Origin of the sequence: Pseudomonas sp. B7 (genome assembly GCF_016735645.1) — a bacterium.
Classification (GTDB): domain Bacteria; phylum Pseudomonadota; class Gammaproteobacteria; order Pseudomonadales; family Pseudomonadaceae; genus Aquipseudomonas; species Aquipseudomonas glycinae.
Genome location: NZ_JAERRE010000010.1, coordinates 1 through 18,895, shown reverse-complemented (window position 1 = coordinate 18,895; position 18,895 = coordinate 1). Strand labels below are relative to the sequence as shown.

Annotated in this window: 17 protein-coding genes; 6 read left to right on the top strand and 11 right to left on the bottom strand. The window is 61.0% G+C overall.

What is annotated here, in order from left to right:
* Nucleotides 1–84: 84 nt before the first annotated feature.
* From JKA62_RS21470 to gcl, 7 genes are all read right to left on the bottom strand, one after another.
* Nucleotides 85–909 carry an ion transporter gene (locus tag JKA62_RS21470; protein WP_011333097.1) on the bottom strand — a complete coding sequence of 275 codons (825 nt, stop codon included), beginning with the start codon at nt 907–909 and terminating at the stop codon, nt 85–87.
* A gap of 21 nt (nt 910–930) precedes the next feature.
* Nucleotides 931–1,845 carry an urea transporter gene (locus JKA62_RS21465; RefSeq protein WP_011333098.1) on the bottom strand — a complete coding sequence of 305 codons (915 nt, stop codon included), beginning with the start codon at nt 1,843–1,845 and terminating at the stop codon, nt 931–933.
* A 145-nt stretch (nt 1,846–1,990) separates the two neighbouring features.
* Nucleotides 1,991–3,406 (bottom strand): pyruvate kinase, encoded by a 1,416-nt coding sequence (gene pyk / locus JKA62_RS21460; protein WP_201819344.1) that lies wholly within the window; start codon nt 3,404–3,406, stop codon nt 1,991–1,993.
* On the bottom strand, nt 3,403–4,677 hold the full coding sequence (locus tag JKA62_RS21455) for a glycerate kinase type-2 family protein (RefSeq protein ID WP_201819340.1): 1,275 nt from the start codon (nt 4,675–4,677) through the stop codon (nt 3,403–3,405). Before JKA62_RS21455 ends, pyk begins: the two co-directional genes overlap by 4 nt.
* A gap of 170 nt (nt 4,678–4,847) precedes the next feature.
* Nucleotides 4,848–5,741 (bottom strand): 2-hydroxy-3-oxopropionate reductase, encoded by an 894-nt coding sequence (locus JKA62_RS21450; RefSeq protein WP_085605836.1) that lies wholly within the window; start codon nt 5,739–5,741, stop codon nt 4,848–4,850.
* 42 nt (nt 5,742–5,783) lie between these two features.
* A complete protein-coding gene (hyi, locus tag JKA62_RS21445; protein WP_011333102.1) occupies nt 5,784–6,566 on the bottom strand; it encodes a hydroxypyruvate isomerase in 783 nt (260 codons plus the stop codon).
* Between the two features lie 88 nt (nt 6,567–6,654).
* Nucleotides 6,655–8,430, bottom strand: coding sequence for a glyoxylate carboligase (gcl, locus tag JKA62_RS21440; RefSeq protein WP_064594456.1), 1,776 nt, complete (start codon nt 8,428–8,430; stop codon nt 6,655–6,657).
* Nucleotides 8,431–8,698: 268 nt separating this feature from the next.
* Here gcl and JKA62_RS21435 point away from each other — a divergent pair, with 268 nt between their 5' ends.
* On the top strand, nt 8,699–9,139 hold the full coding sequence (locus JKA62_RS21435) for a GlcG/HbpS family heme-binding protein (RefSeq protein ID WP_007959289.1): 441 nt from the start codon (nt 8,699–8,701) through the stop codon (nt 9,137–9,139).
* 91 nt (nt 9,140–9,230) lie between these two features.
* On the opposite strand, the gene JKA62_RS21430 is transcribed toward JKA62_RS21435, so the two are convergent.
* A complete protein-coding gene (locus tag JKA62_RS21430) occupies nt 9,231–9,836 on the bottom strand; it encodes a TetR/AcrR family transcriptional regulator (RefSeq protein WP_007959290.1) in 606 nt (201 codons plus the stop codon).
* Between the two features lie 134 nt (nt 9,837–9,970).
* Here JKA62_RS21430 and JKA62_RS21425 point away from each other — a divergent pair, with 134 nt between their 5' ends.
* Nucleotides 9,971–10,885 (top strand): DUF808 domain-containing protein, encoded by a 915-nt coding sequence (locus JKA62_RS21425; protein WP_011333105.1) that lies wholly within the window; start codon nt 9,971–9,973, stop codon nt 10,883–10,885.
* Nucleotides 10,886–10,949: 64 nt separating this feature from the next.
* Here the strand turns inward: JKA62_RS21425 and JKA62_RS21420 are convergent, their stop codons facing one another.
* Entirely contained in the window at nt 10,950–11,738 is a 789-nt protein-coding gene (locus tag JKA62_RS21420) for an MlaA family lipoprotein (protein ID WP_011333106.1), read from the bottom strand.
* Nucleotides 11,731–13,029 carry a serine/threonine protein kinase gene (locus JKA62_RS21415; protein ID WP_201819337.1) on the bottom strand — a complete coding sequence of 433 codons (1,299 nt, stop codon included), beginning with the start codon at nt 13,027–13,029 and terminating at the stop codon, nt 11,731–11,733. Before JKA62_RS21415 ends, JKA62_RS21420 begins: the two co-directional genes overlap by 8 nt.
* A gap of 223 nt (nt 13,030–13,252) precedes the next feature.
* Here JKA62_RS21415 and JKA62_RS21410 point away from each other — a divergent pair, with 223 nt between their 5' ends.
* The gene (locus JKA62_RS21410; protein ID WP_201819334.1) at nt 13,253–13,621 is read left to right on the top strand and encodes a hypothetical protein; all 369 of its coding nucleotides are present in this window, start codon (nt 13,253–13,255) and stop codon (nt 13,619–13,621) included.
* A gap of 30 nt (nt 13,622–13,651) precedes the next feature.
* Here JKA62_RS21410 and JKA62_RS21405 read toward each other — a convergent pair whose 3' ends face one another.
* Nucleotides 13,652–15,247, bottom strand: a complete 1,596-nt coding sequence (locus JKA62_RS21405; RefSeq protein ID WP_011333109.1) for a glycoside hydrolase family 17 protein — start codon at nt 15,245–15,247, stop codon at nt 13,652–13,654.
* A gap of 287 nt (nt 15,248–15,534) precedes the next feature.
* Here JKA62_RS21405 and JKA62_RS21400 point away from each other — a divergent pair, with 287 nt between their 5' ends.
* From JKA62_RS21400 to JKA62_RS21390, 3 genes are all read left to right on the top strand, one after another.
* Nucleotides 15,535–16,386 carry a glycine betaine ABC transporter substrate-binding protein gene (locus tag JKA62_RS21400; RefSeq protein ID WP_011333110.1) on the top strand — a complete coding sequence of 284 codons (852 nt, stop codon included), beginning with the start codon at nt 15,535–15,537 and terminating at the stop codon, nt 16,384–16,386.
* Between the two features lie 230 nt (nt 16,387–16,616).
* A complete protein-coding gene (locus JKA62_RS21395) occupies nt 16,617–16,928 on the top strand; it encodes a DUF485 domain-containing protein (protein ID WP_011333111.1) in 312 nt (103 codons plus the stop codon).
* Entirely contained in the window at nt 16,925–18,583 is a 1,659-nt protein-coding gene (locus JKA62_RS21390; protein WP_011333112.1) for a cation acetate symporter, read from the top strand. Before JKA62_RS21395 ends, JKA62_RS21390 begins: the two co-directional genes overlap by 4 nt.
* The last annotated feature ends 312 nt before the right edge of the window (nt 18,584–18,895 follow it).

Below are 18,895 nucleotides of genomic sequence, written 5' to 3'. Positions count from 1 at the left end.
GGTGTTTTTTTACAAAGATGAGGCCATTTGCCAGCGACTATAGCGGGGCACGCATAGTCGTTTAAAGATTAAAAAGAACTTTGCTTATTCTATTTTCTTGAATAACTGATTGCCGCATCGCGAACAGAAGGCGGCGCCGCTTTCATGGCTCTTTTTCTGGCAAACCGGGCAGTCGTGTTGCAACTGTTCACCACGCATCGCATTGGCCAGTTCGGCGGTGAAGATCCCGGTGGGCACGGCGATGATCGAGTAACCGGTGATCATCACCAGCGACGAAATCACCTGGCCCAACGGAGTCTTCGGCACGATGTCGCCGAAGCCGACGGTGGTCAGGGTCACGATAGCCCAATAGATGCCCTTGGGAATGCTGGTGAAACCGTGTTCCGGGCCTTCGATCACGTACATCAACGTACCGAACACCGTTACGAGTGTGCAGACGCTCACCAGAAACACCACGATCTTCTGCTTGCTGCCACGCAGCGCCGACATCAGGTAGTTGGCTTGCTTGAGGTACGGACTGAGTTTGAGGACGCGGAAAATTCGCAGCATCCGGATGATCCGGATAATCAACAGGTACTGCGCATCGCTGTAGTACAGCGCGAGGATGCCCGGCACGATCGCCAGCAGATCCACCAATCCGTAAAAACTGAAGGCATAGCGCAACGGTTTGGGCGAGCAGTACAGACGCAGAATGTATTCGCCGGCAAAGATGATGGTGAACCCCCACTCGATATACGCCAGCACATCGGCGTAATTGCGGTGAACGCTGTCGATGCTGTCGAGCATCACGATCACCAGGCTGGCCAGAATGATCAGCAGCAGAATGCCGTCGAAACGTCGCCCGGCGGGGGTGTCGCTCTGGAAAATCATGACGTAAAGCTGTTCACGCCAGTGCTTGTTACTGTCCATGGATCACGCCTGAATCAAAGATCAGCGCAGCCTAGGTTGATTCTCCCCGTGAGCGCAAGGCGCGCCGCTGATCTGCGGTTGCTGCATCAGGCGAATGCCGGTGCGCAGCAGCCAGCAGGCGAGAATGAACGGTGCAGTGAGGGGCGCCAGACCCAGGGCGCTGAACAGCGGCGCCAACAGCAGCGCCAGGCCGATGCCGAACAGCGGCAGCCACGGTTGCTGGCGCTGGGTGCTGAAGGCGAGGGCGGCAAGTACCGCGTTGTAGCCACCCAGACCGAGCAACGCGACCTGACTGTCGTGGTGCAACAGGCTGGAACCCAGGCCAATCGCCGAAGCCAGCAGCGCCCAGGCAAAGGCCCGGCGATCGGCGATCAGCAAACCGGCAGCGATCAAACCACCGGCCAGCGGATGATCGAGGAACATCACCTGACCGAAACCTTTCAGGGCGGCACCGAGCAGGTTCACGGTGTTCAGTTCAAGCACCGGTGCGGCGGACAAAGGCTCGGCGAAACACAGGAACACCCAGCTCAGCAACACGAACGGCGCGGTGTAGGCGGGCAGGTATTCGGTGAGGCGTGCGCGTTTGAGCCATTGCTGCGTGATCATCGCGCTCAGGCCACCGGCCGCCAGAATCAGCGGCGGCAGCATCGGCGACCAAGGGAAATACAGGCTCAGCAACAGGCCGACCAGCACGCCGTTGTAGCTGAACAGTCCGGCCTGGCGATCCGCCTTGGCGTAGTTGCGCCGTTGCGCGGTGAGCAAACCGGCGACCGCACCGAGCAGCGCGCCGGCGAACAGCACCGGCGCGGTGAATAAAATGGCCAGAAGGCACAGCAGGCCACACAGCGGATGGCGCTGGAGGAAGATTTGACTGAAGCCGTTGAGCAAAGCCTCGGCCCAGTCAGGGCAGTGGGTGTTGAAATGATTGGCAGGCATGTCTGGAGAATCTGGGCAGTAGGAAAATCAAAGGGTCTTGCGTGAAACGGTGGCGAGGGAGCTCGTGCCCGGTGCATGCGGCGTCTCTTGTGGAAACCGTCATGCCGGGCGACGGGAGCACGCTCCCTCGCCACACAGGTGTTGCTTAAATCAATGTTTCGATCCGCAGCGAATTAGTCGACCCCGGCTGCCCGAACGGCACACCCGCGGTGATCAGCAACGTATCGCCACGCTCGGCCATTCCTTGCGCCTGAGCGATTTCCAGCGCGGTCGAGCACACCTCATCCACCTGACGCAGGCGATCATTGACCACCGAATGAATGCCCCACGCCACGCTCAACCGGCGGGCGGTCTGCAGGTTCGGCGTCAGGTTCAGGATCGGCGCTTTCGGCCGCTCCCGCGCCGCACGCAGACTCGATGCGCCGGACTCGCTGTAGTTGACCAGCACCGCCACCGGCAGCACGTTGCTGATCCGGCGGATTGCGCAGCTGATCGCATCGGACACGGTCGCTTCGGCTTTCGGGCGGCTGACGTCGAGTTGGGTCTGGTAGTCCGGACCGTTCTCCACCTGGCGGATGATCTTGCTCATCATCTGCACGGCTTCCAGCGGGTATTCGCCGGACGCGGTTTCCGCCGACAGCATCACCGCATCGGCACCTTCGGCCACGGCGTTGGCGACGTCGGTGACTTCGGCGCGGGTCGGGGCCGGGGAGAAGCGCATCGACTCGAGCATCTGCGTCGCCACCACCACCGGTTTGCCGAGATGACGGCAGGTGGTGATGATGTTTTTCTGGATCTGCGGCACGCTCTCGGCGGGCACTTCCACGCCCAGATCACCGCGTGCCACCATGATCGCGTCGCTCAGTTCGGCGATCTCGCGCAGTTGCTCGACCGCCGACGGCTTCTCGATTTTCGCCATCAGGAACGCCTTGTCGCCGATCAGTTCGCGGGCCTCAAGGATGTCTTGCGGGCGCTGCACGAACGACAGCGCGACCCAGTCCACACCCAGCTCCAGACCGAAGCTCAGGTCGCGACGATCCTTGTTGGTCAGCGGGCTCAGGTCGAGCACCGCTTGCGGCACGTTCACGCCTTTGCGGTCCGACAATTCACCGCCATTGAGCACGGTGGTGTCGATCGCGTCGGAGTATTTGGTGACGACGCGCAGACGCAGTTTGCCGTCATCGAGCAGCAGATCCATCCCGGCTTCCAGTGCCGCGATGATCTCCGGATGCGGCAGGTTCACCCGGCGCTCATCGCCCGGCGTTGCGTCCAGATCGAGGCGGAACGCCTGACCGCGATGCAGCTGAACCTTGCCGTCAGCGAACTTGCCGACCCGCAGCTTCGGCCCTTGCAGGTCCATCAGGATCCCGAGTGGGTAGTTGAGCTGGCGCTCGACTTCGCGGATCCACTGATAGCGCTTGGCGTGGTCGGCGTGGTCGCCGTGGCTGAAGTTGAGGCGGAAGATATTGACCCCGGCCTCGACCAGCTCGCGGATGTCTTCGATGCCGTCGACGGCAGGCCCGAGGGTGGCGAGGATTTTGACCTTTTTATCAGGCGTCATGATTTAGAGCTCTCGAGGATCAGGATGGCGCGGAAGTCGTTGACGTTGGTGCGGGTCGGCTCGGTGACGATCAGCGCATCGAGCGCCGCGAAGTAGCCGTAACCGTTGTTGTTATCCAGCTCGTCGCTGGCGCTCAGGCCCAGGGCGGCGGCGCGGGCGTAGCTGTCCGGGGTCATGATTGCGCCGGCGTTGTCTTCCGAGCCGTCGATGCCGTCGGTGTCACCGGCCAGCGCATAGACGCCGGGCTGGCCCTTGAGGCTGTCGGTGAGGCTGAGGAGGAATTCGGCGTTGCGTCCGCCACGGCCATTGCCGCGCACGGTCACCGTGGTTTCGCCACCGGAGAGAATCACGCACGGCGCCGCCAGCGGCTGACCGTGATGGATGATCTGGCGCGCGATGCCGGCGTGGACTTTCGCCACTTCGCGGGATTCGCCTTCCAGGTCGCCGAGGATCAGCGTGCTGAAACCGGCCTGACGGCATTTCACCGCCGCCGCATCCAGCGATTGCTGGGGGCGGGCGATCAACTGGAAGTGACTGCGGGCCAGGCTCGGATCACCGGGTTTGACGGTTTCCGATTCCGGGCTTTGCAGCCAGCTGCGCACGGAGGCCGGGATCTCGATGCCGTAGCGCTTGATGATCGCCAGCGCTTCGGCGCTGGTGCTCGGGTCGGCCACGGTCGGGCCGGAGGCGATGACCGTGGCGAGATCGCCCGGCACATCGGAAATCGCGTAGGTATAAACAGTCGCTGGCCAGCAGGCTTCGCCCAGGCGTCCGCCCTTGATCGCCGAGAGGTGCTTGCGCACGCAGTTCATCTCGCCGATGGTTGCGCCGGATTTGAGCAGGGCTTTGTTGATCGACTGCTTGTCGGCCAGGGTGATGCCTTCGGCCGGCAGCGCCAGCAGGGCAGAGCCGCCGCCGGACAACAGGAAAATCACGCGGTCGTCTTCGGTCAGGTTGCTGACCAGTTCCAGCACGCGCTTGGCCACGGCCAGCCCGGCAGCGTCCGGCACCGGGTGCGCGGCTTCGACCACTTCGATTTTTTCGCACGGGGCGCCGTGACCGTAGCGGGTCACCACAAGACCCGAAACTTCACCTTCCCAGCAGCGCTCGACCACTTGCGCCATGGCAGCGGCAGCCTTGCCGGCGCCGATGACGATCACGCGACCTGTGCGATCGGCGGGCAGATGCGCTTCGAGGACCTGGTTCGGATGGGCCGCGTCGATGGCTGTGGCAAACAGCTCGCGCAGCAGTTGTTGCGGATCGACCGACATGGCGGGCTCCCGGAATTCTTGTTATTGGGATAGAGCGACAGCGATGCAGCGACGCGATCCTTATGGGAGCTGGCTTGCCAGCGATTCAGGCGCTGCGGTCTTTCAGGCCGAGCGAGTCGATGCCATCGCGGGCAAGCCCGCTCCCACAGGGAGCGGGTCAGGGACGCAACTTACTTCTTGTCGCGAATCGAGAAGTTGGCCATGTGTTCCAGGCCCTTGATCAGCGCCGAGTGGTCCCAGTTGCTGCCACCGATGGCCGCGCAGGTGCTGAACACTTGCTGGGCGTTGGCGGTGTTCGGCAGGTTGATGTTCAGCTCCTTGGCGCCTTGCAGGGCCAGGTTCAGGTCCTTCTGGTGCAGGCTGATGCGGAAGCCCGGATCGAAGGTGCCCTTGATCATGCGCTCGCCGTGCACTTCGAGAATCTTCGAGGAGGCGAAACCACCCATCAGTGCTTCACGCACCTTGGCTGGATCGGCACCGTTTTTCGAGGCGAACAGCAGGGCTTCGGCGACGGCCTGAATATTCAGGGCAACGATGATCTGGTTCGCCACCTTGGCGGTCTGACCGTCGCCATTGCCACCGACCAGGGTGATGTTCTTGCCCATGGCCTGGAACAGCGGCAGTGCGCGTTCGAAGGCATCGGCGTCGCCACCGACCATGATGCTCAGGGTCGCGGCCTTGGCGCCGACTTCACCGCCGGACACCGGGGCGTCGAGGTATTGCGCACCTTTCTCGTTGATCTTCGCGGCGAAAGCCTTGGTGGCGGTCGGCGAGATCGAGCTCATGTCGATCACCACCTTGCCTTTGCCGATGCCGGCCGCGACGCCGTCGGCGCGGAACAGCACGTCTTCGACCTGCGGGGTATCCGGCACCATGACGATGATGAATTCAGCTTCCTGGGCCACTTCGCGCGGGTTGGCCAGAGCGACGGCGCCAGCGGCGACCAGGTCGGCAGGGGCAGCATCGTGGTGCGCCGACAGGAACAGGCTGTGACCGGCTTTCTGCAGGTTCGCCGCCATTGGGTGGCCCATGATGCCGGTGCCGATAAATCCGATTTTAGCCATGAGAAATTCCTCTTGTTTTTGTCTTGCTCAAGCAAATAGGGGTCAGATCGCGTTGTGGGTCTTCAGCCAGCCGAGGCCCGCTTCAGTGGTGGTCAGCGGTTTGTACTCGCAGCCGACCCAGCCCTGATAACCGATGCGATCGAGGTGTTCGAACAGGAAGCGGTAGTTGATTTCGCCAGTGCCCGGCTCGTTGCGGCCCGGGTTGTCGGCGAGCTGCACATGGTTGATCTCGGCCAGGTGCGATTGCAGGGTGCGGGCCAGATCGCCTTCCATGATTTGCATGTGGTAGATGTCGTATTGCAGGAACAGGTTGGCGCTGCCGACCTGCTCGCGAATCGACAGGGCTTGCGCCGTGTTGTTCAGGTAGAAACCCGGGATGTCGCGGGTGTTGATCGCTTCCATCACCAGTTTGATGCCGACGGCTTGCAGCTTGTCGGCGGCGTACTTGAGGTTGGCGACGAAGGTCTTTTCAACGGTGGCATCGTCCACGCCCTGCGGACGGATACCGGCCAGGCAGTTGACCTGGGTGTTGCCCAGCACCTGTGCGTAAGCGATGGCCAGATCGACCCCGGCGCGGAACTCTTCGACCCGGTCCGGCAGGCACGCGATACCGCGCTCGCCCTTGGCCCAGTCACCGGCCGGCAGGTTGAACAGCACTTGGGTCAGACCGTTGGCGTCGAGTCTGGCCTTGATTTCGGCGGAGCTGAAATCGTACGGGAACAGGTACTCGACACCGCTGAAGCCAGCCTTGGCGGCGGCGTCGAAACGGGCAAGGAAATCCTGTTCGGTGAACAGCATGGACAGGTTGGCTGCGAAACGCGGCATGGTGGTCTCCTAAAACAGTTTTGACACGGTTGGTCAGACTGAACGCGATCAAGTCCCCTCTCCCGGAGGGAGAGGGAGCCGGTTACGTTCAGTCGAGCAACGAAATCGCGGTAGGCGCATCGTTGCCGACCAGCGCCAGGTCTTCGAATTCGTTGACGGCGTTGATCTCGGTCCCCATGGAGATGTTGGTCACACGCTCCAGAATGATCTCGACGATCACCGGCACCTTGAACTCTTCGATCAGCTCTTCGGCCTTGCGCAGGGCAGGAGCGATGTCAGCCGGTTCGAACACACGCAGTGCCTTGCAGCCAAGGCCTTCGGCGACTGCCACGTGGTCGACACCATAACCGTTGAGTTCCGGCGCGTTCAGGTTATCGAAGGACAGCTGCACGCAGTAGTCCATATCGAACCCGCGCTGGGCCTGACGGATCAGCCCCAGGTACGAGTTGTTCACCACGACGTGGATGTACGGCAGTTTGAACTGAGCGCCGACCGCCAGTTCTTCGATCATGAACTGGAAGTCATAGTCCCCCGACAGGGCCACGACTTTACGGTTCGGATCGGCCTTCACCACGCCCAGCGCTGCCGGAATGGTCCAGCCCAACGGGCCGGCCTGGCCACAGTTGATCCAGTGACGCGGCTTGTAGACGTGCAGGAACTGCGCGCCGGCAATCTGCGACAGACCGATGGTGCTGACGTAGCAGGTGTCCTTGCCGAACACCTGGTTCATTTCTTCGTAAACGCGCTGCGGCTTGACCGGCACATTGTCGAAGTGGGTCTTGCGGTGCAGGCTGGCTTTGCGCTGCTGGCAGTCTTGCAGCCAGGCGCTGCGGTTTTTCAGTTTGCCGGCGGCTTGCCATTCACGGGCGACTTCGATGAACACGGTCAGCGCGGCAGCGGCGTCGGAAACGATGCCCAGGTCCGGGGTGAACACGCGGCCGATCTGGGTCGGTTCGATGTCGACGTGAATGAACTTGCGGCCTTCGGTGTAAACGTCGACCGAGCCGGTGTGACGGTTGGCCCAGCGGTTGCCGACACCCAGCACCACGTCGGACTTGAGCAGGGTGGCGTTGCCGTAACGGTGCGAAGTCTGCAGACCGACCATGCCGACCATCAGTGGGTGATCGTCCGGAATGGTGCCCCAGCCCATCAGGGTCGGAATAACTGGAATGCCGGTCAGTTCGGCGAACTCGACCAGCAGCTCGCTGGCGTCGGCGTTGATGATGCCGCCGCCGGCCACCAGCAATGGACGCTCGGCCTGGTCCAGCATCGCCAGGGCTTTTTCGACTTGCACGCGGGTCGCGCTCGGCTTGGCCAGCGGCAGTGGCTGGTAAGCGTCAATGTCGAATTCGATTTCAGCCATCTGCACGTCGAACGGCAGGTCGATCAGCACCGGGCCTGGACGGCCGGAGCGCATTTCGTAGAAGGCTTTCTGGAAGGCGTAAGGCACCTGGCCCGGCTCTAGAACGGTGGTCGCCCACTTGGTCACCGGCTTGACGATGCTGGTGATGTCGACGGCCTGGAAGTCTTCCTTGTGCATACGGGCGCGGGGGGCTTGCCCGGTGATGCAGAGGATCGGGATCGAGTCCGCGGAGGCGCTGTACAGACCGGTGACCATGTCGGTACCGGCCGGGCCGGAAGTACCGATGCACACGCCGATGTTGCCGGCCTTGGTGCGGGTGTAGCCCTCGGCCATGTGCGAGGCGCCTTCAACGTGGCGAGCGAGGACGTGATCGATGCCACCGACTTTCTGCAGGGCGGAGTACAGCGGGTTGATTGCAGCGCCTGGAATGCCAAAAGCGGTATCAACCCCTTCACGGCGCATCACCAGAACGGCGGCTTCGATTGCTCTCATTTTGCTCATGGTTTTGTGCCTCTTTACGTTTTGTAATTGTATACAAGTGGCTTTGCGCAGAGTGTATTCACGGCGGACGGCGCAGGTCAATCCATTTTCTCAAGCGCCTGTTTCATTCGTCGGAAGCCTGTTCTGCTGTGGCTTTTCGTCGCACGAGGCGCTTTTCGAGAATTATTGTATACAAAAAAATAATTCATTGTGTTCTATTTGTTGCATCGGGCTGCGGCACAAACGCGCAGCCCAACGACTTTCCCAATAACAAAATGAGGACGGCACCATGAGCGCTTTAACCTTGAAAGTCGCAGTCAAGCTGGTCAACGAAGCCATCAGCGCAGGGCGGGCCATCTCCGCCGCGCCGCTGACCATCGCGGTACTGGATACCGGCGGCCATCTGGTCACCTTGCAACGCGAAGACGGCGCCAGCCTGCTGCGCCCGAACATCGCCATCGGCAAAGCCTGGGGTGCCATCGCCCTGGGCAAGGGCTCACGCCTGCTGGCGCTGGACGCGCAACAACGCCCGGCGTTCATCGCCGCGCTCAACAGCATGGGGCAGGGCAGCGTCGTGCCGGCACCGGGTGGTGTACTGATTCGGGATCAGGCGGGGAACGTGCTGGGTGCGATCGGCATCAGCGGCGATCTGTCGGACATCGATGAGCAGGTGGCAATCAAGGCCGTGGAGGCACTGGACCTGCGGGCGGATGCGGGGGTGGCGGCCTGAGTGGCTAAAACCGGATAGTCGCTGAAACGCACAAGCCCGCCCTCACAGGATGATGTGAGGGCGGGCTTGTTTGTGTCTGGAGGTGCGGACTTCAGTCCGGCTCGCAGCCCTTGAGCACCAACCGGATGATGGTTTGTGCTGCCGCTTCATAGTCGGCTTCGTCGAGCTTGTCCTTGCCGGTGACGGCGGAGATCTGCCAGTCGAAGTCGGCGTAGGTCTGGGTTGCGGCCCAGATGCTGAACATCAGGTGGTTGGGGTCGATCGGGGCGATCTGGCCGCGGTCGATCCAGGTCTGGATGCAGTCGATATTATGCTTGGCCTGGCCGTTGAGCTGCTCGACCAGGTCGGCGCTCAGGTGCGGGGCGCCGTGCATGATTTCGCTGGCGAACACCTTGGAGGCGAAGGGCAGGTCGCGGGAGATGCGGATCTTCGAGCGGATGTAGCCGCTCAGCACTTCGCTCGGTACGCCGTCCGGGTTGAACGGGGTCGAGGCCTGCAGAATCGGCACGATGATACTTTCCAGCACCTCGCGGTAGAGGTTTTCCTTGGACTTGAAGTAGTAATAGACGTTGGGCTTGGGCAGTCCTGCCTTGGCGGCGATGTCGCTGGTTTTGGTCGCAGCGAAGCCCTTGTCGGCAAACTCTTCACTGGCTGCACGCAGGATCAGTTCTTTGTTGCGCTCGCGGATTGTGCTCATAAACCCGGTGGTTCCTTGCCTGTTCTGGCGGTTGCGCATGGTAGCACCGGCCTCGCGCGGCGCTCAACAATGCCCCGTGTGGCCTGCAGTCGCGGTATGCTGCGCGGCATTATTCACATAAGGAAACAAGATTCATGGCAGGAAGCAGTTTGCTGGTGCTGATCGACGACATCGCCACCGTTCTGGACGACGTTGCGTTGATGACCAAAATGGCTGCCAAGAAGACCGCCGGCGTGCTCGGCGACGACTTGGCGCTCAATGCCCAGCAGGTCTCCGGCGTACGCGCGGAGCGGGAAATCCCCGTCGTTTGGGCGGTGGCCAAGGGCTCGTTCGTCAACAAACTGATTCTGGTGCCGTCGGCGCTGGCGATCAGTGCGTTCGTGCCGTGGCTGGTGACGCCACTGTTGATGGTCGGTGGCGCCTACCTGTGTTTCGAAGGTTTCGAAAAACTCGCGCACAAATTCCTGCACAGCAAGGCTGAAGACGAGGCCGAGCATGCGCAGTTGGTTGAAGCCGTGGCTGATCCGGCAACCGATCTGGTGGCGTACGAGAAGGACAAGATCAAGGGCGCGATCCGCACCGACTTTATCCTCTCGGCGGAAATTATCGCCATCACCCTCGGCACCGTGGCCGATGCTTCGCTGACCCAGCAAGTGATCGTGATGTCGGGCATCGCCATCGTCATGACCGTAGGCGTTTACGGTCTGGTGGCCGGCATCGTCAAACTCGATGACCTCGGTCTGTGGCTGACCCAGAAGCCCGGGCAGATGGCCAAAAGCATCGGCAACAGCATTCTGCGTGCGGCGCCTTACATGATGAAAAGCCTGTCGGTAATCGGCACTGCTGCGATGTTCCTGGTCGGTGGCGGCATCCTGACCCACGGCGTGCCGGTGGTGCATCACTGGATCGAAAGCGTCGGCGCAGCGGCCGGTGGCGCCGGGTTTGTGGTGCCGATGCTGTTGAACGGCGTGGCGGGGATCATCGCGGGTGCGGTTGTGCTGGCGGGCGTGTCCGTGATCGGCAAAGTCTGGAAAGCCCTGAAAGGCTAAATCCTGAAGCAAACAAAAAGGCCATTCGATTCGCATCGAATGGCCTTTTTTGTGGCTGGCATTTTTACTCGGCGATCTGCAACTTGCGCGACTCGGTGTAGACGTAGCGCACCTTCTCGTACTCGAACGGTGAGTTCAGCTGGCCGTAGCGGAAGCTGGTCTGGTAACGCTTGTCGACGCCGCGCAGTACCCAGACTTCCGGATGGTTGGAGCTGACTTCCGAGACGTTGAGGAAGTTGATCGCGGACTCGGCGGTGTAGTCCACGGCCAGACCTGCGGTATCGCGCAGGTTCGACGGGCCGAGGATTGGCAGCACGAAGTAAGCACCGCCCGGCACGCCATAGAAGCCCAGGGTCTGGCCGAAGTCTTCGTTCTGGCGCGGCAGGCCCATGGCTGTGGCCGGATCCCAGAGCCCGGCGATGCCGATAGTGGTGTTGAGCAGCAGGCGCGCGGTGGTTTCCATCGAGCGCTTGCCCTTGAACTGCAACAGGCTGTTGACCAGGTTCGGCACGTCGCCAATGTTGTTGAAGAAGTTGCTCACGCCGGTGCGCACGAAGCTCGGGGTGATGTAGCGATAGCCATCGACCACCGGCAGGAACACCCATTGGTCGAAGCGGTAGTTGAAGTGGTAGACGCGGCGGTTCCACTCTTCCAGCGGGTCGTAGACGTTCAGCGCGCTGAGGGTCGAGCGCTCGAACTCGCGCTGATCCAGCCCCGGGTTGAATTTGAGTTTGGACAGCGGCTCCTTGAAGCCGTCGCTGTCGATGACCACCGGTGCATTGGCTTTGCTGTTGTCGGCCTGGGCCATACCTGCACTGAGGAGCGCTGCAATCAGCAGGAGATATTTAGCCACGGAAGAACTCCAGCATGGCGTCGCTGTTGACGCGGTAGTTAAGGTTGCCGCAATGGCCGCCCAGCGGGTAAACGGTCAGGCGATCGCCGAAGGTCCGGCGCAGGAAACCGAGGTCGCCCGGGCCGAGGATCACGTCATCGGCGTTGTGCATGACGGCGATTTTCGGGCTGTCGTGCAGGTAATCCTTCAGGGCGTACAGGCTCACCTGATCGATCAGTTGCAGCAGGCTGCCGCCGTCTGTGCGGGCGCGCCACATCGGGATCACCTGTTCGGTGAGGTAGCAGTCGAAGTCGCACTGCAGCGCACGCTTTAGGAACGGCGTGAGGCTAGTGCCTTCGGTGATCGGGAATTTCGGCGGAGTGATCAGGCCGCGACGGTTGATCAGGTCGGAAGTGAACGCGATATCCGCCGCCGAGAAACGGAACGAGGTGCCGATCAGCATCGCCATCTGTTCGTTGCTCAGGTGCTGCTTGGACTGCTGGAAGTCGTAGAGCAGTGCATCGTTGAGGTCGATGTAGCCTTTTTGCTGGAAGTAGCGGGTCAGTTTGCTCAGCACCAGTTCATAGAAGGTGGTGCTGTTGTTGATGCCCTTGACCTCGGTCTGCACCAGCTTGTCGAGGTTGGTGATAGAGGTGTAGAGGTTGACCGGCGGATTCAGCAGCAGGACTTTCTTGAAGTTGAAGCTGCGCCGGGTTTCATCCAGATGGGCCACGAACGCCGCGTCCAGCGCGCCGAGGCTGTAGCCGCTGAGGTAATAGTCAGTGACCGGCAGTTTCGGGTTCTGCGCCCGCACGGCCTGCATCACCCGGTACATGTCTTCGGCATCTTCCTTGGTCACGCCGGGGGTGGCGAAACGCGAGGCGGCGCTCATGAAGTCGAAGCTGGTCGGCGATGACAGCTGCACGACGTGGTAACCGGCCTTGTAATAAAGCTTCTTCAGGTATTCGTTGAGCGTGCTGTCGTAGCGCGCGCCGGTGCCGGCGATCAGAAAGATCAGCGGTGCGGCCTTGTCCTGGGTGGCGATGCGATAGGTCAGTTTTTTCACTGGCCAGAAATTGTCCGGCAGGATGAATTCGCGCTCGGGGCGCAGGGTGACGCTGCGATCAGTCTGATCGATGTCGTCGTCCAGTGGCAGATCAGGGCGCAAGTCCGGCGGCGTGGTGGCGATGGTCGCCTCGAACGGGTTGGTCAGGGGATAGCCATAGCTGGCGGCGTCGATATCCACCGCCAGCGCGGACGCACTCAGAATAAGGCCGCCAAACAGGGCGGCGAAGCGCAAGGAACGGAGCATGACTAGATCCCTTAGAGGAAGGTGCCGAATGAGGTTCGCAGGCTATGACCACCGGGTTTGCGCCAAAGTGCCATGCCACGGCACCAAACTGACGGAATTCGGAGTAATAGTAGCCGGACGATACACTTTGCAAGGAAGGAATGACCAGTTAAGAGTTGTTAGTCCTTGCGTATGCGCGGCGGCAGATTAAGCTGGCCGCCGATTTCATCGATTGGAGTGTTCCATGTCCCGCCGCTTGCCCGTGATTCTGCTGCTCGTTCTGTTGCCGCTGTGGCTGGCCGCCAGTTATGGCGCGCGTTATGGCTTCATGGAGGATGCGCAGTGGGTGGGCATCTGCGTGGATGAGGCGAGCCGCTGGGAATGCTCGGTGCGCTCGAACCTGGGCCTGATGATTCATTTCCAGATGCTGGGCTGGGCGGCGGTCGCGGCTGCGGTGATCGGTTTTGTCGTGCCGGGATGGGCAGGGTGGTGGCTGGCGGTGCTGGCGCTGGTGTTCGGGTTGCCGGCGCTGGCGCTGTACAACACGACGCTGGCGGTGTTTGCGGTGGTGATTGCCGGGTTGCGACTGGTCCGGGAATCCCGCGACGCCTGATCGTCAGTCATCGCGGGTAATCTCTATGAGTCAACCCTCGCGAACCCGCAGGCAGCGCCAAAGTGCAGCCACCATCAACACGCTGACCAGCGCCCAACCCCACGCCTGCTGATTCTGCAATCCTTCACGGAACAGCTGCGGCGCAATGCCTGCGCCGATGATGAAGGTCAGCAGGGCAATCTCTCGACGGGCCACTCGCACTGGACGGCACAGGTAAACCAGCGCCGGCAGGATGAACGCCACGCTCGGGAAGCTGCGATAGCGCGGATCGAACACCAACTCCAGCATCATCACCGCAGCGGCAAAACCGGCTGCCGCCACCAGCCAGCCGGCCCGTCGCTCGAAAGCGTTGAACGCCCGTTCACGCCAGCCATTACGGGCGCTCAAGGTCAGCGCGGCATGGGCCAGCACCAACAGATTCAAAGCCGTCAGCAACCCGACCCACAACCATTCGCTGGCAAACCGCGTGGTGACCCGGGCCAGATCACTCCAGGCACCGATCGAACAGGCGGCGAGGGCGCCGAGCAGCGGCAGGATCAGTGCCGAACGCGTCGTACTAACCCGACCGCCCAGCAGCAATGTTCCGAGGAAAATCAGCCCGCCGACCGCCAGCCACTGCGACCAGTACGGCACGTTCGACACCGGGCCGGCCAGCACGCCCTTGTCTTGGCGATCAGCATCGAACAGCCCCCAGTAACCGCCGACCGCGCCTTCGCTGCCGCGCTTCCATGGCTGGTCGAACGCTTCGATCAGGTTGTAACGCCAGCCCTCCTTTTCGGCGAGGGTGACAAAACCACGAATGAACTTGGCCTCGTTGACCCGGCTCGGCAGGGCGGTCTCGCGCTGGCGACCTTCGCTCGGCCAGCCGGTTTCGCCAATCATCACGTCCTTGGGGGCGAACTTGTTGCCGAACACCTGGCGCACTTCCGCTACATGATGCAGCGCGGCGTCGATGTTCGACGGATCGTCTTCCCAGTACGGCAGCAAATGAATGGTCAGGAAATCAACCGCCGGCGCGACTTCCGGGTGCTTGAGCCAGAACTCCCAGACATCGGCATAGGTCACCGGCTGCTTGATGTGGCTCTTGACCTTGTTGATCAGCTTCACCAGCTGGGTCGCGGTAACCTCTTTGCGCAGCAAGGCTTCGTTGCCGACGATCACGGCGCTGACCACATCCGGGTTGGCGTTGGCCGAGGCGATCAGCAAGTCGACTTCCTTCTCGGTGTCCACCGGATTGCTGTTGACCCACGCACCGATCATCAACTTCAAACCATGTTTGCGCGCCAGATCCGGCAGCGCTTCGAGGCCGCTCATTGAGTAGGTGCGGATGCATTCAAAGCGGGTGGCGAGCAGGGCGAGGTCGGCGTCCATGCGCTCCGGGCGCAGTTTGAACGGCACGTCGAACGGCGACTGGTCTTTGTCGAACGGGGTATAGGAGGCGCATTGCAGCTTGTGGGTAGGGGTGGCGACGTCCGGCAGGATCACCGGTTTACCGAGGCCGTACCAGAAACCGCACAGGGCAAACAGCCCGAGCAGGCAGGCGAACAGATAGGGAAGAAAGGGGAAACGGGAAGTCGCGGACATGGTCAGGCCGAGTGGCTGCAAAGCGACGCATGTTACCTGCATTTATAAGCAGGTTGGTGGCCCGCACGATTTTGACATGCAAAGTTCGGGCGGATTGTCTGGCGCCAAATATCCGGACGCAGTTAATGGCTTTCTGATGTCGTTTCTCATTGCTTCGAGGTCGCTGGCAGAGCAGGTCTTATCGGGCGTCAGGTTGATGATCAAAAGCGTCAGTACTCCGCTGATGTTCTAACGAGTTTGCGGTCAGGCGTGATGGGGGCGCTGTGCACCATAACAATACGTTGACGATGCCCGGCATCCGCCGGGCGCAGCATTTCGGGGAAGTAACGATGAAGATGCGACGACTTTTAGGCGCAGGTGCCGCTCTGGTACTTGCGATGAGCTCCACTTTCGCCAGCGCTGAAAAACAGACCCTGAACATCGGTTACGTTGACGGCTGGTCCGACAGCGTCGCGACCACTCACGTGGCAGCCGAAGTGATCAAGCAGAAACTCGGCTACGACGTGAAACTGCAGGCCGTCGCCACCGGCATCATGTGGCAGGGCGTTGCCACCGGCAAACTCGACGCCATGCTCTCGGCCTGGCTGCCAGTGACCCACGGCGAATACTGGACCAAGAACAAGGATCAGGTCGTCGATTACGGCCCGAACTTCAAGGACGCGAAAATCGGTCTGATCGTGCCGGAGTACGTCAAGGCCAAGACCATCGAAGACCTGAAAACCGACGACTCCTTCAAGAATCGCATCGTCGGCATCGATGCCGGTTCGGGCGTGATGCTCAAGACCGATCAGGCGATCAAGGATTACGGCCTCGACAAATACACCCTCAAGGCCAGTTCCGGCGCCGGCATGATTGCCGAGCTGACTCGCGCCGAGAAGAAAAACGAATCCATCGCCGTCACCGGCTGGGTGCCGCACTGGATGTTCGCCAAGTGGAAACTGCGCTTCCTCGACGACCCGAAAGGCGTGTATGGCGCGGCTGAAACCGTGAACAGCATCGGCAGCAAGGAACTGGCGACCAAGGCGCCGGAAGTGGCCAAGTTCCTGAAGAACTTCCAGTGGGCTTCGAAAGACGAAATCGGCGAAGTCATGCTGGCAATTCAGGACGGTGCAAAACCTGACGCAGCGGCCAAGGATTGGGTTGCCAAGCACCCTGAGCGTGTTGCCGACTGGACCAAGTGATTTAAGCCGAAGCGTCTAATCTGCGCTTCCCAGGGCCGCCCGACATGACCGTCGGGCGGCCTTTTTTGTTTGTCCTCTATTAATAGGCAGCGTTGGCCGTTTTCGATCCGTCTGGAAATTGGCAAAAACGTCATGGCGTTCTACTACTAAGGTCGTCTGGAACCCGGCTCGCAGCCGCATACAGTGGATATGTTCCAAAAATAAAAATCTGTGCTGCGAGGATAAAAACAATGAACGACAGCATTTACCTCTCGATTCAGAACAGCCCGCGCTTCAAGGAGCTGGTCAAGAAAAGAGAAAGGTTCGCCTGGATACTCTCGGCGATCATGCTCGGGCTCTACTCCGGCTTCATCCTTCTGATCGCGTACGGGCCGCAAGTGCTCGGGACGAAAATCAGTCCCGAATCATCCATCACCTGGGGCATCCCGATCGGTGTCGGACTGATTGTCTCGGCCTTCATCCTGACCGGCATTTACGTGCGCCGCGCCAATGGCGAGTTCGACGACCTGAACAACGCGATTCTCAAGGAGGCTCAGCAATGATCCGGCGTCTACTGGCTCTTTTGAGCATCGCAGCGTTCGCTCCGGCCGTCTGGGCCGCTGACGCCCTGACCGGCGAAGTCCACAAACAACCACTCAACGTTTCCGCGATCGTCATGTTCGTGGTGTTCGTTGGCGCGACCCTGTGCATCACCTACTGGGCGTCCAAGCGCAACAAGTCGGCGGCCGACTACTATGCGGCGGGCGGCAAGATCACCGGTTTCCAGAACGGTCTGGCAATTGCCGGTGACTACATGTCGGCGGCGTCCTTCCTGGGTATTTCCGCGCTGGTGTTCACCTCCGGCTACGACGGCCTGATCTACTCGATCGGCTTCCTGGTGGGCTGGCCGATCATTCTGTTCCTGATCGCCGAGCGTCTGCGTAACTTGGGTAAATACACCTTTGCCGACGTGGCGTCCTACCGCCTCGGGCAAACCCAGATCCGCACCCTGTCGGCCTGCGGTTCGCTGGTGGTGGTAGCGTTCTACCTGATCGCGCAAATGGTCGGTGCCGGCAAGCTGATCCAGCTGCTGTTCGGTCTCGACTACCACGTCGCGGTGATTCTGGTCGGTATCCTGATGTGCCTGTACGTGCTGTTCGGCGGCATGCTGGCGACTACCTGGGTGCAGATCATCAAGGCGGTGCTGTTGCTGTCCGGTGCCTCGTTCATGGCGCTGATGGTGATGAAGCACGTCAACTTCGACTTCAACACCCTGTTCTCCGAAGCCATCAAGGTTCACGCCAAGGGTGAAGCGATCATGAGCCCGGGCGGTCTGGTCAAAGACCCGATCTCGGCGTTCTCCCTGGGTCTGGCGCTGATGTTCGGTACCGCCGGCCTGCCGCACATCCTGATGCGCTTCTTCACCGTTAGCGACGCGAAAGAAGCCCGTAAGAGCGTGCTGTACGCGACCGGTTTCATTGGCTACTTCTACATCCTGACCTTCATCATCGGCTTCGGCGCGATCCTGCTGGTCAGCACCAACCCGGCCTTCAAAGATGCGGCGGGCGCTCTACTCGGCGGCAACAACATGGCGGCGGTGCACCTGGCCAATGCCGTGGGCGGCAGCGTGTTCCTCGGCTTCATCTCGGCGGTAGCGTTCGCGACCATTCTGGCGGTCGTGGCCGGTCTGACCCTGGCCGGGGCTTCGGCGGTGTCTCACGACCTGTACGCCAGCGTGATCAAGAAGGGCAAGGCCAACGAGAAGGATGAGATCCGCGTTTCGAAGATCACCACCATCGCGCTGGGCGTTCTGGCCATTGGCCTGGGCATCCTGTTCGAAAGCCAGAACATTGCGTTCATGGTTGGCCTGGCGTTCTCCATCGCGGCAAGCTGCAACTTCCCGGTGCTGCTGCTTTCGATGTACTGGAAGAAGCTGACCACTCGTGGCGCCATGATTGGCGGCTGGCTGGGCCTGGTGAGTGCGGTGGGTCTGATGATTCTTGGCCCGACCATCTGGGTGCAGATTCTGCATCATGAGAAGGCGATCTTCCCTTACGAGTATCCGGCGTTGTTCTCGATGATCATTGCGTTTATCGGGATCTGGTTCTTCTCGGTCACCGATAAGTCGGCCGAAGCCGAGAATGAGCGTGCGCTGTTCTTCCCGCAGTTTGTGCGTTCGCAGACTGGGTTGGGGGCTAGTGGGGCGGTTTCGCACTGAGGCTTTTTGTGTAGGTTGAGTTGAATGAAAATGCCCTGGTCGAGAGATTGGGGCATTTTTTTGTGGGCGGTTATCGGATGTTCTTGGGGGTTGGGTGAATATCCGTTGCTGCGGTAACGGCTTCTTAGGGTTTCGCCCTTACGGCGAGTCACCTTTTCCAAACGCCGAAAAGGTAACCCAAAAGGCTTTACCCTGACGTTCGGCCCTCGCTGTGGCTCGGGTTCCTTCGCTCCGGGATTGATCCGGGGGCATCGCCTACGGTTTGCTTCGCTGCACCTCCTCTCGATGTGTTTGGCTTCGCCAAACGGTCGC

Excerpts from the sequence above, each read along its gene's own strand:
- JKA62_RS21465 (WP_011333098.1), bottom strand. The coding sequence starts at position 1,845 with ATGCCTGCCAATCATTTCAACACCCACTGCCCTGACTGGGCCGAGGCT.
- JKA62_RS21470 (WP_011333097.1), bottom strand. The coding sequence starts at position 909 with ATGGACAGTAACAAGCACTGGCGTGAACAGCTTTACGTCATGATTTTC.
- JKA62_RS21400 (WP_011333110.1), top strand. The coding sequence starts at position 15,535 with ATGAAGATGCGACGACTTTTAGGCGCAGGTGCCGCTCTGGTACTTGCG.
- JKA62_RS21430 (WP_007959290.1), bottom strand. The coding sequence starts at position 9,836 with ATGAGCACAATCCGCGAGCGCAACAAAGAACTGATCCTGCGTGCAGCC.
- JKA62_RS21425 (WP_011333105.1), top strand. The coding sequence starts at position 9,971 with ATGGCAGGAAGCAGTTTGCTGGTGCTGATCGACGACATCGCCACCGTT.
- JKA62_RS21435 (WP_007959289.1), top strand. The coding sequence starts at position 8,699 with ATGAGCGCTTTAACCTTGAAAGTCGCAGTCAAGCTGGTCAACGAAGCC.
- JKA62_RS21415 (WP_201819337.1), bottom strand. The coding sequence starts at position 13,029 with ATGCTCCGTTCCTTGCGCTTCGCCGCCCTGTTTGGCGGCCTTATTCTG.
- JKA62_RS21455 (WP_201819340.1), bottom strand. The coding sequence starts at position 4,677 with ATGTCGGTCGATCCGCAACAACTGCTGCGCGAGCTGTTTGCCACAGCC.
- JKA62_RS21395 (WP_011333111.1), top strand. The coding sequence starts at position 16,617 with ATGAACGACAGCATTTACCTCTCGATTCAGAACAGCCCGCGCTTCAAG.
- JKA62_RS21405 (WP_011333109.1), bottom strand. The coding sequence starts at position 15,247 with ATGCAGGTAACATGCGTCGCTTTGCAGCCACTCGGCCTGACCATGTCC.
- pyk (WP_201819344.1), bottom strand. The coding sequence starts at position 3,406 with ATGACGCCTGATAAAAAGGTCAAAATCCTCGCCACCCTCGGGCCTGCC.
- JKA62_RS21390 (WP_011333112.1), top strand. The coding sequence starts at position 16,925 with ATGATCCGGCGTCTACTGGCTCTTTTGAGCATCGCAGCGTTCGCTCCG.
- gcl (WP_064594456.1), bottom strand. The coding sequence starts at position 8,430 with ATGAGCAAAATGAGAGCAATCGAAGCCGCCGTTCTGGTGATGCGCCGT.
- hyi (WP_011333102.1), bottom strand. The coding sequence starts at position 6,566 with ATGCCGCGTTTCGCAGCCAACCTGTCCATGCTGTTCACCGAACAGGAT.
- JKA62_RS21410 (WP_201819334.1), top strand. The coding sequence starts at position 13,253 with ATGTCCCGCCGCTTGCCCGTGATTCTGCTGCTCGTTCTGTTGCCGCTG.
- JKA62_RS21450 (WP_085605836.1), bottom strand. The coding sequence starts at position 5,741 with ATGGCTAAAATCGGATTTATCGGCACCGGCATCATGGGCCACCCAATG.